Below are 13,367 nucleotides of genomic sequence, written 5' to 3' on the forward strand. Positions count from 1 at the left end.
CACTTTTTTCGGCGGACGAGATGCGTGGTGAAGCCGGCGGCATTGCCTATACTTGAGCCTGGAGCAAAAACAATAAAACGGGCAATGTGAGGCCATGATGGATGAAGAATTGACCGCCGCCGGTTACCGCCGTTATTCCGGCGACAAGATTGACGTTTATTTTAACAGCGCGATATGCCGCCATTCCGCCAACTGCGTGCGTGGCAACGCGGCTATTTTTACCCTGAACCGCCGGCCGTGGATTATGCCGGACAATGCCGACGCGGCCGAAGTGAAACGCGTTATCGATACTTGCCCCAGCGGCGCACTGAAATATAGGGAGAAATAATATGGATCATAAAATACTGGCGGACGAGAAGCGTTTTTATATCAATGACGAGCACGGCAAGTTGATCGCCGAGATCTCTTTCGTGCCGAGCGGCGACAAGCTGACCATTATCGATCACACCTGGGTGGATGAGTCATTGAAGGGGCAGGGCGTCGGCAAAAAGCTGGTGGCGCTGGTGGTGGAGAAAATGCGCGCGGAGCAGCGCAAAATCATTCCGCTGTGCCCGTTCGCCAAGCATGAGTTCGATACCACCCCAGCCTATCAGGACATTCGCGCCTGAGGCGATAACGGGGCGCGGCGCGCCCCGATCATTCAGCAGACGCCGAAATCGCCGTCTTCGTGGTACAGCGCCACCTCGTTGGCCTGCACTTCCGTGCGCTGCTCTTTACCCAGTTCATTCCAGCTGCAAACCAGGGTTTCGCCGTCGATCGCCACCACGGTCATCTTCGGGCCGCCGGTGGTGCGTTGTACAAAATCACCGATATTGAATGCCATGCGTTCCTCCACAACAGATTAAACCTCATCTATTGATAACACAGAATGGCGCCGCCGTTGGCAGGTGTTTCGTTATGTATTAAATTATACAGCGATTATTACCAGGGAGAGCAAACTAACATGCCGGGATTATTGATGTTTTATGTGGGCGGTACGGCGCCGGGCGCCAATATTGAGTTGCACGACGTGCAGTTCGCGGCGGCGGATCGGCCGGAAGAAGCGTATCCGCTGCTGCGTGAAAAGTGGTTCGGCGATAAGCGTAAGGTGCATGTCGACGGCTATGCGCGCATCGACTGGGCGGACGGTTACGACGTGAGCCTGGAGCCTGCGCCGTTTGCCGGCGAAGAGAGGCTGTTTTTCGTCAACGTGGGCGGCTACCGCAGCGATGAGCTGGCGGAATTGCACCAGTTCGGCCTTTTTGTGGCGCGCTCCGCCGACGAGGCGAAGGAGAAAGCCAAACGGGCGCTGCTGACGGACAGCGCGCAGCAGCACAAGGATGACCTGGCCGAGGTGGACGACTGCCTGCTGCTGCAGGCGCTGCAGGGCTACCACGTTCATCTGCGCGCCAACCCGCACGGCGAACCGGCCCGGCCGCTGTGGCAGGGGTATCTGCCGATCGGCGAACCCGCGTTATAACGCCGCTTCGAACACCCGCGGCAGGTTGAGATCGAGGCGTTTCAAATCCAGATGCATGATATTCATTGCCTGTTGATGAAAATGCCGTTCATGCAGCATGAGAGGCGCTGTATGCTGGCAAGCACGGCCATCAACTCACACGGGACTTGCCATGACCATTGAGATTTACCCGGCGCAAAAAAGCGACGCCAAACTGATTCTGGATATGATTATCGAGCTGGCGGTGTACGAAAAGGCGCGCGAGCAGGTGCGGGCCAGCGTGGAGGACATCGAACGCAGCCTGTTTGGGCCGGGCGCCTGTTCCGAAGCGCTGATTTGTACGGTGAACGGCGAGCCGGCGGGTTATGCGGTGTTCTTTATGAGTTACTCCACCTGGCTGGGTAAAAACGGCATCTATCTGGAAGACCTGTACGTGGCGCCGAAGCATCGCGGCGCGGGCGCCGGTAAAACGCTGCTGCGGCACATCGCCCAACTGGCGTGCGAGCGGCAGTGCGGCCGCCTGGAGTGGAGCGTGCTGGACTGGAATCAGCCGGCTATCGATTTCTACCTCAGCATCGGCGCGCAGCCGCAGGGCGAGTGGGTGCGCTATCGCATGGAAGGCGAGGCGCTGACGCACTTCGCGGCGCACGGGGCGGCGTTGCCGGCATAAGAGCCGTTGGGGGGAGGCGGCCTCCCCAACTGTGGTGGTGTGAACGGTTTACTGCGGATCAATCAGGCGGGCTTGCGGGCGGCGAGAATAAAGATCATCGGGCGTTCCTGCTCTTCGTCCAACGCCGGGTTAGCGGCGATTTGCTGCGCGCTGGGGCCCCATTCGTTCAAATGCTGGATGATAAACCCTTGCTGCGCCAGCGGGTTGATATAGCCGCCAAGCGTACGGTGCTGCTTGATGACGCCTTCCGCCAGCCAGTTGGAAACGCGCTGGCCTTCTCGCTGGTAACCGTTGACCGGCCAGGATTTCTGCCCGTTGCCGTCGGTCAGCCAGCCCTGCTGCGCCGGGGCGGTGTAGATCGGGTGCTCGGCGGTGAAGATGAACTGCCCGCCAGGTTTCAGCGCGGCGTACACCGTGGCGAACAGGGTGGACAAATCCTCGAGGTAGTGCAGCGTCAGCGAGCTGTAGACCAGATCGTAACGGTTCACAGGCAGCTGCAGCTGCGCCAAATCCTGCCGACGATACTCAATGCCCGCGTCGGCGGTCATCTCCCGCGCCTTGGCCAGCATCTTGTCCGAGACGTCCAATCCCAGCACGTCGTCGGCGCCCTGTTCGCGTGCGCTGCGGCAGAACCAGCCGTAGCCGCAGCCGAGATCGACCACGCTTTTGCCCTGCAAATCCGGCAGGATACGGCGGATGGCGGGCCATTCCGGCGCGCCGTCCAGGCCGTGCTGCGAGCGGCTGAGCTGCGCGTAGCCGTCGAAGAAGGCCTGATTGTCATAGATGTTTTGCGTCATGGTGACTCCTTGGGGTGAATGACGGCGGCGGAATGCCGCTGCCATACCGTGCATATTGCTGCATAATTCTACGCTGACAACATGAATAACGGGAATGACGATGGACATGATTTCGGTGCGGCAAGCGCCCGAGCTGGCGCCGCGCGCCATTGCGTATTTTCAGCGGCACTGGGCCACGGCAGAGACGCTGATGATGTATGAAGACGCCATCAACCGCAGCCTCGGCGCCGCCAACCCGCTGCCGCAGTGGTACCTGCTGATGGAAAATGACCGGATCCTCGGCTGCGCGGGGCTCATCACCAACGACTTTATCAGCCGAGGGGAGTTGTATCCCTGGCTGTGCGCGCTCTACGTAGAGGAAACGCAGCGCGGCCGGGGCTGCGGCGCCAAACTGATTGAGCATGTGGCGGCGGAAACTCGCCGGTTGGGATTCCCTCAGCTGCACCTGTGCACCGATCTGGAGGGTTACTACGAGCGCAACGGCTTCGTTTATAACGGGCTCGGCTATCACCCCTGGGGTGAAGCCTCGCGGGTCTATTCGCGGGCGCTGTGATCGCCGCCGCCGGGGGCGAGCAAGACAAATCTGACTTTTCTTTCACCTCATCGCGCAACGCGGGTTACACTGGCCGCTTGTTCGCCACCGACCGGGTTAATTCACCGCCGCGATGAGAGTGCCACGCCAGCTACAGCAACGCTTTACCGCCTGCATCGCCATTATGGCGGTGCTGTTGCTGTTTGTGGCGCCGGTGGTGTCGAAATCGCTGATGCACCACCCGATGATGGGCGGCATGGCGCAGACGGACGCTACCATGCCGCACGACATGCACGCGATGGCGATGCCCGCCGCCGAGCATGCCGGCCACCACGGCATGGATCCTGCGGAGATGATTTTCTGTGGCTATTGCGAGCTGCTGATCCACGTGCCGCTGCTGCTGTGGGCATTCGTCCCGCTGCTGTGGCTGATGGCGCGTATCGCGCGCCTGCCTTGCGCGCCGCGCATCGTTTCTCCACCCCTTCGGCGCCTTACTCTGCGGCCGAGCCCGCGCGGGCCACCCGGCCAACCGTTTTTCCCTATTGCTTGATCATGGGTAACGCCGTCCGTATCGCTGCGGACGGTTTGCCTGCGCGCACAGTTTGAAAAACGAGAAAGGCCATGTCTTCAATAACCAAAACTCCACCTGCCGCATCGCCGCGTGGCGCGATGCTGAACCTGATCAGACGGCTGCATTTTTATATCGGCCTGCTGGTCGCTCCTTTTATTCTGGTCGCCGCACTGTCCGGCACGCTGTATGTGCTGACCCCGCAGCTTGAAGAGGCGCTGTATCGCGATGCGCTTTTCACCGAACCGCACGGGCAGGCGAGATCGCTGGCCGACCAAATCGCCGCCGCCCGCCGTGAAGCGGGTGACGAGGCGCGCATTTACGCCGTGCGCCCGGCGCCCGGTGCAACGGACACCACTCGCGTGCAGTTCGTCGGCGCCGATCTGGGCGCTTCCGAGTCGCGCGCGCTGTTTGTCGACCCTTACACCCTGGCGATCAAGGGCGATATGACGGTGTACGGCACCTCCGGCGTGCTGCCGCTGCGCACCTGGCTGGATAAGTTGCACAGCAGCCTGCTGCTCGGCGATCTGGGCCGCAACTACAGCGAGCTGGCGGCCTCCTGGCTGTGGGTGGCCGCGCTGGGCGGCGTGGCGCTGTGGCTGGCGACGCGGCCGAAGCGCAAGCTGAAAAGGGTGAAAGGGGGCTTCGCCGCTAACCGCCATTGGCATATCACGCTGGGCGTGGCGCTGCTGGCCGGGCTGCTGTTCTTCTCGGCTACCGGGCTGACCTGGTCGCAGTGGGCCGGCGGCAACATCGACGCGTTGCGGGCCAACCTGGGCTGGCTGACGCCGCAGGTCAACGCCAGCCTGCAGGCCGATGCGCCGCAGACGCCGGCCGATCCGCACGCCGAGCACCGCGGGATGATGCCTGGCATGAAGATGGGCCCTGCCGCGCAAAGCAATGCGCTGAACGGCGATTGGGATCGGGCTCTGCACGCCGCGCGCGCCGCCGGAATAGACGCCGCTAAGGTCGAGCTGCGCCAGCCGAAAGGCGAGGGCAAAGCCTGGACGGTGACCGAAGTAGATCGCAGCTGGCCGACGCAGGTGGACGCGGTTGCCATCGCGCCGCAAAGCTTCGCCGTCGTCGACCAGGTGCGGTTCGACACCTTCCCGCTCATCGCCAAGCTGACCCGCTGGGGCATCGACGCCCACATGGGCATTCTGTTCGGCTTGCCGAATCAGCTGCTGCTGGCGGCGTTCGGCCTCGGGCTGTGCTTAACGATCGTGCTGGGTTACCGCATGTGGTGGAGTCGCCGCCCGGCGGCGGGGACGCAGCATCCGGTGCAGACCCTGGTTGCCGCCTGGCTGGCGCTTTCCCTGCCTGCCCGCGCCGTCACGCTGCTGGTAGCAGCGGCGCTGGGTTATTGCCTGCCGGTAATGGGCGTGAGCCTCGCGGCGTTGCTGCTGGTGGACGTAGGGCGCTGGCGCGGCCAGCGGCAAGGGCTTCGGGACGAAACGCCGGAAGCGGCCGCCCGCCGCGCCGAGGTGCGCAAGTTCCGCGCGGCGGTGGCGACAGTGGCGGTGGCGGTCTGCTGCGTGATGGGCCGGGCGATCCTCGGCGGCACCGTCGAACAATTCCAGCTGCCGATCGGTGACTGGAGCGCCCAGATGGTGATCATGCAGAGCCTGATGGTGCTGCTGTATACGCTGGTGTTCACCCTGCTGCTTTCCATTCCGCTGTGGTATTTCTTCCTGGGGGAGAAAGAGGGGCGGTGAGGAGCGTCCGGCATGCCTGCGGGCATGCCAGATATTTGGGAATGGGGCTTAAGCGCGTATCATCTCACCAAAGGGTAATCTCCACTGAAAGGAAGCGAACGATGACGTTTGAACAACAAAGGGATAAGGCGATAGCGCTGATGGAGGAAAAGAAGATGTGGCGGAGCAACTATGCGCCGCCAATCTTGCGTCTGCTGTGGCGAATGGACGTGAATATGCCACCGCCGCCGTTTGCGCCTTTCTGGCTGAATATGCTGTTCTTCGGCATTTGGTTTGGCCCGCTGTGGGGCGTGCTGATGTGGTTCATGGTATGGAAAAGTCAGGGATATACCGGTGAAGAGGCCCTGACATTAAGCCTCGCCGCCGGCCTGTTGTTTGGCTTTTTTATGGCGCTTTTCCACTACAGGCGGAAAAAGGCGAACAGGCTGCCGGACTGGAACGATCTTTGACACGTTGGTGACGAACAGACACAAAAAAGCCCGCAACCGAAGTTGTGGGCTTTTTCGCTATTATCGCCGGGTCTATCTGGTTCACTGGCGACGTATTTGGCTGACGTCCTTGTAATTGGCGGGGTAGATTGTTGATTTTGTTGTTGATTTTTATTTTTCGCGGGGAAGGGAAGGCGCAAAAAGAGTGGTGATGATGTTGATATAGAAGGGGTTTTTGTATCTATTTGATTTTTAAGTTGATTGTTGGGAGTGGGATTTTCCTTGCTAGTTTAGGCTCTGGTGGACGCTACAGGCTTGTCGTTCGTTTCCGGAGGTGAGTGTTTCTGTCGGATAATTCACTCTCTTGAATTTTCCAGACGGTAGAGCATGCTCATCTAATACATACTAACAACCGAAGGCGATACAGGTAGTTGGTCTTTGGTACATCCAATGATGTCCCTTTAACAATAAGAGAGCACAATGCTTGAACTCCGTCCTATGTGATAAAGATCTGCCACCTGAATCAAAAGAGGCATACATCTGTTCATTCGAATGCACATTTTGCGTCGATTGCGTAACCCAACGGCTTAATGGCCCGTTCCCGAACTGCGGAGGGGGAAGTGGTCAAATTCAAGGTCGGCTAAGATTGGCGATAGACAATATGGGTATTAAGTAGCAGAATCAGGAGACACACAGAGCAGAGCAAAGTGAGAATAAAATCAATGAATAAGGATAAAAAAAAACCAAAGCAGCAACGCCAGTATCGGCTAAAAAAGTCTATCTCTTCCCAAAAAACAACGAAAAGCAAAAAGAAAAAGATTGCAAAGTCAGCAGCTGAAAAGAATAAAGCTGAAGGCATGACATTTCTGAAAAGTAGTGCGGAGGGGCATGCAGGAGAATTCTTATTTGCCTATTGGATCTCACGGTATTTTAAATGGCCCTGTCGCTTGCTTGATATAGATATGGGTCTCGATGCACAGGTTGAAATTTATAAAAATGAATTGTCTACAGGTATGTTCATTGGGGTTCAGGTGAAAACCACTTCTCGTAAAATGGAAGATAAATTAGGGATTCAGATACCGTATAAAAATATAAAATATTGGGGGGATTGTGACTTCCCTATAGTTATCACTTTAATATGTCTAAATGAAGATAATGATGGAGAAGAGCCTGAAATATATTGGAAGCACTTAGATAAAAAACAAATTTCCAAATTAAGCAGTAAAGCATCTAAGAACCTTTCTGGATGCACCTCTGTTACCTTTAGCAAGAATGATGATTATCTTGCTGAATACGCGGACAAACCGAAATGGGTCGATATGTGGATGACTGAAGAGGATAAAAAGATCATTGAGATAGCGAGGAGTGTCAACGATAAATTGTCGGTGTTAGGAAAGACTATGGAAGAACATGATGATGACTATTCAGGTAGTTCCTATCTGTGTAGTCCAGATCTTTACATTCCAGACTTGAATAATTTACTAAATGATTATGAGAAAATAAACAATTATATCTTATTTAAAAGTCGATTAATTGATCTTAATCCTGATGTTGCAAACTGCATTAGTAACTACAATAAGTACATACAAAAAGCGCTTGATTATTTTGAACACCTGGTTTGCTCTAGCATAGGAGCATATCCTATTACGGAGGATTTCAATACGTGGGATACTATAAACCCTATTCTAAATCGAATAATTAAAGAGAACTATCTTTACTAAAGATAACTAATGTTTTTATATCATTGGCACAAGTAATACTGTGTATAATAGCTCACAACAAGAGAACTAAATGGTAAAGGATACTAAACCTGGTAGCGCATTAATCAGCGCTATAAAATCTGAATCTGTAGTCGATCTTGGGAAAGAGTATGCCGAGCTAGGCATAGATGCCTTACTTGAGTCTAATGCTCTTGAATCTATACCCTTTGTAAATACTGTAGTTGGTCTGTACAAAGCTGCAGGTCATGTTCGTGACCAGATCTTCACAGATAAATTTGTTCGATTCTTGACCCCACTATCAGACATGCCTGAAGAAGAGCGTATCGAAATGGCCGAACGGTTGAATGAAGATGATAAATTTGCCGGGAAAGCTGGAGCTAGACTTATTGAAATTATCGACCGTATGGAAAGCGAGAATAAGCCAGAGTTGGCGGCTAATTTCATCAAGGCTTTTGCCAGGAAAGAGGTCGATTTTGATACTCTGAGGCATTTGCTGTTTGCTCTTGAAAGGATTCCGGCCTTTGACATCTGTGAGTTGGCACTGTTTTCGTCTAATAATGGAGTGGGGACGAGAACAAATGGCGATCCTCTTATGGTTGGTTTCGTGGGTGCCGGGTTAGGGATTAATAATGGTGCAACGGATGGTGGCTACATAGTACCGACGCAACTTTGCAGAAGCTTTGTTGAGGCTGGACGGTTGAAAGTAAAAAATGTAAAGAACGATCTCGAAACAATGTTTGATTAGATATGAACGGAGCCATTAGCGCCTCCGTTTACTAACTGCAAGCAGATATTCCCTAAAGAGCTGGCCATCGGCGCATATCTCATCTTCGGGTATTCCTGCATGAAGTTTGATTTGTCGGAAGATTTCTAAAAATGAATGGTTCGGTTAAACGGGATACTTACAGACGGTAACGCACGGCAACGAAAACATCATGATCTCTGATGCCATCTTACTATCGGCTAGGAGCAAGAAAACTACATTGAACTCACAATGTACGAAGCGATTCGAAGGGTCTAATGAGAGTTATTGACCTGCCCCCAGGATTAGATACAACCTTCAGTTAGTAATGTCGGTTGGTTTTTCTTCATATTTCCTGTTTCGCCAGTCCGTTGCGAATTCAGCTGGTGTCTGGTAATCCAGCGATGAATGGGGACGGCACTCGTTATAATCCTGCCGCCAGTCATTAATCGTTTTCCGGGCATGAAGAATATCGCTGAACCAGTGTTCATTCAGACACTCATCGCGAAAGCGTCCGTTAAAACTCTCAATAAATCCGTTCTGCGTTGGCTTACCTGGCTGGATAAGCCGTAGTTCCACACTATTCTCAAAGGCCCATTGATCGAGCGCGCGGCAGGTAAATTCCGGGCCCTGATCGGTTCTTATCGTCGTCGGATACCCCCGAAACAACGCGATGCTGTCCAGAATACGCGTGACCTGAACGCCTGAAATACCGAAAGCAGCGGTGATCGTCAGACACTCCTTCGTGAAATCATCCACACAGGTCAGGCACTTGATCCTGCGACCGTTGGCCAGTGCATCCATAACGAAATCCATCGACCATGTAAGGTTCGGTGCATCCGGGCGCAGAAGCGGAAACCGTTCGGTCGCCAGCCCTTTACGGCGTCGTCTGCGTTTTACGCTCAGTCCATTAAGGTGGTAAATACGGTATACCCGCTTGTGATTGACGTGAAGGCCCTCCCTACGCAGCAACTGCCAGATGCGCCGATAACCAAAACGTCTGCGTTCAAGCGCCAGCTCAGTAATACGCCCTGATAAATGTGCATCAGCAGCTGGACGCTGAGCATCATAACGGCAGGTCGACAGGGACAAACCTGTAAGCCGGCAGGCACGACGTTGCGACAGACCGGTCGCATCACACATCAACACCACGGCTTCCCGCTTCTGGCCTGTCGTCAGTACTTTCGCCCCAGAGCCACCTGAAGCGCCTCCTTATCCAGCATGGCTTCGGCAAGCAGCTTCTTGAGCCTGGCGTTCTCTTCCTCAAGCGACTTCAGGCGCTTAACCTCGGGCACCTCCATACCGCCATACTTCTTACGCCAGGTGTAAAAGGTGGCGTCGGAAATGGCGTGCTTACGGCAGAGCTCACGGGCAGAAACCCCGGCTTCAGCCTCGCGGAGGATACTGATGATCTGTTCGTCGGAAAAACGCTTCTTCATGGGGATGTCCTCATGTGGCTTATGAAGACATTACTAACATCGCGGTGTATTAATCAACGGGGAGCAGGTCACGCCGCCGCTATCAGCGCCGCCGGCGCGAAGTCTGGCCAGTTGAAAACCAAGTACGCGCCAGTGATTGGATAGGTTAGAAGTAGACGTTATAGCGCTGGTTTGCATGTGAGGGGAAGTTCATACTATAGGGTAGGATCATCTACCAGGGGCGGGGCAATAGTATGCCCCGCCTTCAAGGTGGTGTCTGAATAGGGTATTTATTACAAGCTAGTTGCGGGTAGACAATGATTATTACAGACTTTCTTATGATGAACCAATCTACAGATGCGATAGTCAGAGCTATCGAGTCACTTCGACCTACTGCTGATTATGTGAAAGATTATATTTTCCCTGTAACTTTGGCGTTCGGTTCAGCCTTACTTGGTGGCTTATCTGCTGTATATATCAATAAAAAACAGGATCAGCAAAAAGTTACCAGAGACAACCTTGTTACGTCCATAGAGTTGGTTGCTCTTGCTCAGGACTGCCTTAGTTCCCTAGTTTCCATTAAGGCCAACTACCTTAACATCGACAGTGATGACCCTTTAACGAGGGCGAGGAATTTCCCGACGATAATTTCAACGTTTGAAGAAGTAAAATTTAGCACCGGAAGTCTATATTTTATTCGCCCCATACCTACAGAAAACAAAAAAATCCTCGAATCTATCATATGGATAACAAAACATCGTATATTGCGGATGAAGGTTAAAATCCCACCCGCAGAGAAGTTAAGAAGAACGTGGAGAAACAGCGTCAGAATTGGTGCTATGTTCGGAAACTATAACCAAGTAATGGGGCTATTAGCCTACAGAAATAGAGTTAATGAGGAAGTCAAAGAAATAGTTTCCAGCCATAAAGATGGAATAAAACCTGACGATGCTCAAGGAATTCTTGGAGATAAACTTTGTGGTGGTTATGTTGACATCACGCAATCCTGTGTTTCCTTAATTGATCATTTAATAATTGAGTTCCATCACTTTCTTTTAGAATTCCCTTCTATAGCTACCAGTAACATAAAGTTAAGCAGGGTAAGGGAATGGGGAGGTGTACCAAGCTATGAGAACAAACAGGAAGCATATTTGAACTGCTTAAAACCTATAATCAAACCAGACTATTCAAAGTTTTTTCCATACACAGGAATGTCAAAAGAACAAGCAGAGAAACATTACACATTTGGATCATGGTTCGACTAAATAGTGGGTAGTCATTTTGCATCTTTTGTTCGTTAGCGCCGATTGATATCGGTTAATTGATCTACACAACTAATTATCAAATGGGTGCATAGCAGTGTAGAAATCAAGCAGCAGTACAGAACAGCATTAGGGAATACCGGCCCGCCTCGCGCGGGCTTTTTCATGCCTGCCATTTGGCGCGCCTGTGCGCCTTTCTGAGCCGTCAGCCACCCCGGTGGCAATCCCACGCGAACAAATCCGATCACTGCAGCAGTGAGCCGCCAACGCGGTAGAATCGCCACGAAATCAACGATACCCCCACGGAAACGGCACTACACCGCACCCGCCTGCACGATTTGGATCAGGAAGTTATTTCAGTTTTGATTTTTTCCAAACTACCCCGCCAGGCCGCACCGTGCCTGGGGCTTTGCGAGTGAACCCGAACTGAAAAGATTGAAAAGAATTTCATGTTATTTCAGTTTTCGGATCGCGCAGTGTTATGGGTAAAAATCATAATACATTGAAAAATATAGAATAAATGTGAATTACGTGGTTCGCGGGGCGTTTGGAACGGATCGCGCGATCATGCCGGCAGAACGTGGCAGGCCAGACGCCGCAAGGGTTTGGAGCCTGTGCAGCTTTTTTGGTGTATCTGAAATTAAAGGAAATCTTTATACCTATAGAGATGGATTAACTTAACTTTCAACTTTGAAAATTTCGAAAGTGGTTGATTCATTGAACTCTCTATTAAAGTGTTGCTCAAACTTTTTCTTGTACCCATTTTTAAATCTCAGATCCATTATATTTGAACGGGGGTTTTTATAGGAACTGAAGACACAAGATAATTTACGTATTGAATCTAATTTATTGTCAGGTAATGCAATTTTTGTTTTTTTAGGGTCAAGATTGTTTAAAACAAAATCCAATGTATCTTCAAATGTTAATGCGTATGCGAAAGTCGCGTTAATTTCTTTATCAAAATCATCTTTGATAAGATTAATTAGAATATCATCTAATCTGTATATATGCTTATCATACCCAAGACTTGTAATTAAAACGAGGAATCTGTGATTTTGTAAAAACATCAAGTCACTTTTTAACGATGGGGACGCAAAGTAATCCGTGTCGAATGTCGCTGGCCCAGGTAACAGCTTTCTGATGATTTCTTTTTGAGTATAACTCAGCTCATTCATTATTAACTTTGATGTTTCTATTTTTTCTGCATCTAACTTAGCGACTTTATTATCATGTTCTTTTTTAATCTTATTAACTTGATGTTTGTCTATTAAAAAGCTGATAATTCTAACTAAAAAACTAGCTGCTGAAATGAAAAAGAGAAAATAAGCAATAACGATTGAAAGCCCAACCCATTCGCTTTGTGTATCTTTTGGTAAGAACTTAATAAAAAATGGGGTTGCTAGAAGTATTATTAATGATGTTTTCCAGTCCAGTATTAGTTCTTTAAATTTATCAAGTAACGACGAATCCATTATTCAGTCCTTTTGTCGCTGTATGACATGCTTTTTTGGTTTATTGAAGTGCTGGCTTATCCAAAATCTCTATCCCACACCAAGCCTTCACCAGAAGCCTATAGATTAACTTATCGCGGGCTAGGCTCTGTCGCCACTTTGTCGCCGTCGGTAAGAAAAAGGGGCTACGTTTTCACGCAACCCCTTGTTTTATATGGTGGAGCTGGGGGGATTTGAACCCCCGTCCGAAATTACTACACCGTCGGCACTACATGCTTAGTCCAATCTTTACATTCGCCGGCCAGCTGCGGATGGACACGCTACTGACAGACTAGCCTGATTGAGTTTAACGCTTCAGCCCCAGGCAGGACATCCACGCGATCTCTTTTGGGTTTGACCTCTCTTGATCCCCGTCCTAAGAGCGGAGGCTAGGGAGAGAGGGCTCTAAGCAGGGTATTAAGCTGCTAAAGCGTAGTTTTCGTCGTTTGCGACTATTTTTTTGCGGCTTTTTACGAGGCCAACCGCCCCTCGGCATGCTCCTAGGGCTTCGCAAATCCCGTCGAATCCAGAATCAGCCCCAAGTAACTTTGTGCAGTATACCAGAAGTTTACCTCGATAAGCCAGC

15 protein-coding genes, 1 other RNA gene and 1 pseudogene are annotated in these 13,367 nt (G+C 51.8%); 12 read left to right on the forward strand and 5 right to left on the reverse strand.

Going from position 1 to position 13,367, the window contains the following annotated elements; genetic code table 11:
• Nucleotides 1-97 precede the first annotated feature (97 nt).
• Nucleotides 98-328: a (4Fe-4S)-binding protein gene (locus ACJ8J1_RS00230; protein WP_016929825.1), complete on the forward strand. Its 231-nt coding sequence runs from the start codon at nt 98-100 to the stop codon at nt 326-328.
• Between the two features lies 1 nt (nt 329).
• The gene (locus ACJ8J1_RS00235; RefSeq protein WP_033644139.1) at nt 330-608 is read left to right on the forward strand and encodes a GNAT family N-acetyltransferase; all 279 of its coding nucleotides are present in this window, start codon (nt 330-332) and stop codon (nt 606-608) included.
• Nucleotides 609-640: 32 nt separating this feature from the next.
• Here ACJ8J1_RS00235 and ACJ8J1_RS00240 read toward each other — a convergent pair whose 3' ends face one another.
• Nucleotides 641-823 carry a YodC family protein gene (locus ACJ8J1_RS00240; protein WP_016929823.1) on the reverse strand — a complete coding sequence of 61 codons (183 nt, stop codon included), beginning with the start codon at nt 821-823 and terminating at the stop codon, nt 641-643.
• Nucleotides 824-943: 120 nt separating this feature from the next.
• Between ACJ8J1_RS00240 and ACJ8J1_RS00245 the strand changes: the two genes are divergently transcribed.
• Nucleotides 944-1,459, forward strand: coding sequence for a DUF1543 domain-containing protein (locus ACJ8J1_RS00245; protein ID WP_033644138.1), 516 nt, complete (start codon nt 944-946; stop codon nt 1,457-1,459).
• 151 nt (nt 1,460-1,610) lie between these two features.
• A complete protein-coding gene (locus tag ACJ8J1_RS00250; RefSeq protein ID WP_033644137.1) occupies nt 1,611-2,108 on the forward strand; it encodes a GNAT family N-acetyltransferase in 498 nt (165 codons plus the stop codon).
• Between the two features lie 62 nt (nt 2,109-2,170).
• On the opposite strand, the gene ACJ8J1_RS00255 is transcribed toward ACJ8J1_RS00250, so the two are convergent.
• A complete protein-coding gene (locus ACJ8J1_RS00255; RefSeq protein WP_033644136.1) occupies nt 2,171-2,905 on the reverse strand; it encodes a class I SAM-dependent methyltransferase in 735 nt (244 codons plus the stop codon).
• Nucleotides 2,906-3,005: 100 nt separating this feature from the next.
• Between ACJ8J1_RS00255 and ACJ8J1_RS00260 the strand changes: the two genes are divergently transcribed.
• The 7 genes and pseudogenes from ACJ8J1_RS00260 to ACJ8J1_RS00290 all read left to right on the forward strand — a co-directional run bounded on the left by ACJ8J1_RS00260 (nt 3,006) and on the right by ACJ8J1_RS00290 (nt 8,614).
• The gene (locus tag ACJ8J1_RS00260) at nt 3,006-3,458 is read left to right on the forward strand and encodes a GNAT family N-acetyltransferase (protein ID WP_080273414.1); all 453 of its coding nucleotides are present in this window, start codon (nt 3,006-3,008) and stop codon (nt 3,456-3,458) included.
• A gap of 112 nt (nt 3,459-3,570) precedes the next feature.
• Nucleotides 3,571-3,987, forward strand: a complete 417-nt coding sequence (locus ACJ8J1_RS00265; protein WP_229597904.1) for a DUF2946 domain-containing protein — start codon at nt 3,571-3,573, stop codon at nt 3,985-3,987.
• Between the two features lie 71 nt (nt 3,988-4,058).
• Nucleotides 4,059-5,720, forward strand: a complete 1,662-nt coding sequence (locus tag ACJ8J1_RS00270) for a DUF2534 family protein (protein ID WP_033644133.1) — start codon at nt 4,059-4,061, stop codon at nt 5,718-5,720.
• A gap of 101 nt (nt 5,721-5,821) precedes the next feature.
• Nucleotides 5,822-6,169, forward strand: a complete 348-nt coding sequence (locus tag ACJ8J1_RS00275; protein WP_033644132.1) for a DUF6404 family protein — start codon at nt 5,822-5,824, stop codon at nt 6,167-6,169.
• Between the two features lie 463 nt (nt 6,170-6,632).
• Nucleotides 6,633-6,764, forward strand: a pseudogene (locus ACJ8J1_RS00280) (DUF1272 domain-containing protein); the annotation flags it as partial.
• 106 nt (nt 6,765-6,870) lie between these two features.
• Nucleotides 6,871-7,869 (forward strand): DUF4365 domain-containing protein, encoded by a 999-nt coding sequence (locus tag ACJ8J1_RS00285; protein WP_050594444.1) that lies wholly within the window; start codon nt 6,871-6,873, stop codon nt 7,867-7,869.
• Between the two features lie 70 nt (nt 7,870-7,939).
• Nucleotides 7,940-8,614 carry a hypothetical protein gene (locus ACJ8J1_RS00290; protein ID WP_050594443.1) on the forward strand — a complete coding sequence of 225 codons (675 nt, stop codon included), beginning with the start codon at nt 7,940-7,942 and terminating at the stop codon, nt 8,612-8,614.
• 315 nt (nt 8,615-8,929) lie between these two features.
• Here ACJ8J1_RS00290 and ACJ8J1_RS00295 read toward each other — a convergent pair.
• A protein-coding gene (locus tag ACJ8J1_RS00295) for an IS3 family transposase (RefSeq protein WP_103682169.1) occupies nt 8,930-10,050 on the reverse strand; the annotation gives its coding sequence in 2 pieces (ribosomal slippage) (nt 8,930-9,792 and nt 9,792-10,050; 1,122 coding nt in all).
• A gap of 317 nt (nt 10,051-10,367) precedes the next feature.
• On the opposite strand from ACJ8J1_RS00295, the gene ACJ8J1_RS00300 reads away from it, so the two are divergent.
• Nucleotides 10,368-11,294, forward strand: coding sequence for a hypothetical protein (locus ACJ8J1_RS00300; RefSeq protein ID WP_146049830.1), 927 nt, complete (start codon nt 10,368-10,370; stop codon nt 11,292-11,294).
• A gap of 674 nt (nt 11,295-11,968) precedes the next feature.
• On the opposite strand, the gene ACJ8J1_RS00305 is transcribed toward ACJ8J1_RS00300, so the two are convergent.
• Both ACJ8J1_RS00305 and ssrA read right to left on the reverse strand, forming a co-directional pair.
• A complete protein-coding gene (locus tag ACJ8J1_RS00305) occupies nt 11,969-12,763 on the reverse strand; it encodes a hypothetical protein (RefSeq protein WP_033644130.1) in 795 nt (264 codons plus the stop codon).
• Nucleotides 12,764-12,957: 194 nt separating this feature from the next.
• Nucleotides 12,958-13,321, reverse strand: a transfer-messenger RNA (tmRNA) gene (ssrA, locus tag ACJ8J1_RS00310).
• Nucleotides 13,322-13,367: the final 46 nt, after the last annotated feature.

Source organism: Serratia sp. CY37869 (assembly GCF_052168895.1).
Taxonomy (GTDB): domain Bacteria; phylum Pseudomonadota; class Gammaproteobacteria; order Enterobacterales; family Enterobacteriaceae; genus Serratia; species Serratia ureilytica.

Coding starts and splice junctions, on each gene's coding strand:
- ACJ8J1_RS00230 (WP_016929825.1), top strand. CDS start 98: ATGGATGAAGAATTGACCGCCGCCGGTTACCGCCGTTATTCCGGCGAC.
- ACJ8J1_RS00235 (WP_033644139.1), top strand. CDS start 330: ATGGATCATAAAATACTGGCGGACGAGAAGCGTTTTTATATCAATGAC.
- ACJ8J1_RS00240 (WP_016929823.1), bottom strand. CDS start 823: ATGGCATTCAATATCGGTGATTTTGTACAACGCACCACCGGCGGCCCG.
- ACJ8J1_RS00245 (WP_033644138.1), top strand. CDS start 944: ATGCCGGGATTATTGATGTTTTATGTGGGCGGTACGGCGCCGGGCGCC.
- ACJ8J1_RS00250 (WP_033644137.1), top strand. CDS start 1,611: ATGACCATTGAGATTTACCCGGCGCAAAAAAGCGACGCCAAACTGATT.
- ACJ8J1_RS00255 (WP_033644136.1), bottom strand. CDS start 2,905: ATGACGCAAAACATCTATGACAATCAGGCCTTCTTCGACGGCTACGCG.
- ACJ8J1_RS00260 (WP_080273414.1), top strand. CDS start 3,006: ATGGACATGATTTCGGTGCGGCAAGCGCCCGAGCTGGCGCCGCGCGCC.
- ACJ8J1_RS00265 (WP_229597904.1), top strand. CDS start 3,571: ATGAGAGTGCCACGCCAGCTACAGCAACGCTTTACCGCCTGCATCGCC.
- ACJ8J1_RS00270 (WP_033644133.1), top strand. CDS start 4,059: ATGTCTTCAATAACCAAAACTCCACCTGCCGCATCGCCGCGTGGCGCG.
- ACJ8J1_RS00275 (WP_033644132.1), top strand. CDS start 5,822: ATGACGTTTGAACAACAAAGGGATAAGGCGATAGCGCTGATGGAGGAA.
- ACJ8J1_RS00285 (WP_050594444.1), top strand. CDS start 6,871: ATGAATAAGGATAAAAAAAAACCAAAGCAGCAACGCCAGTATCGGCTA.
- ACJ8J1_RS00290 (WP_050594443.1), top strand. CDS start 7,940: ATGGTAAAGGATACTAAACCTGGTAGCGCATTAATCAGCGCTATAAAA.
- ACJ8J1_RS00300 (WP_146049830.1), top strand. CDS start 10,368: ATGATGAACCAATCTACAGATGCGATAGTCAGAGCTATCGAGTCACTT.
- ACJ8J1_RS00305 (WP_033644130.1), bottom strand. CDS start 12,763: ATGGATTCGTCGTTACTTGATAAATTTAAAGAACTAATACTGGACTGG.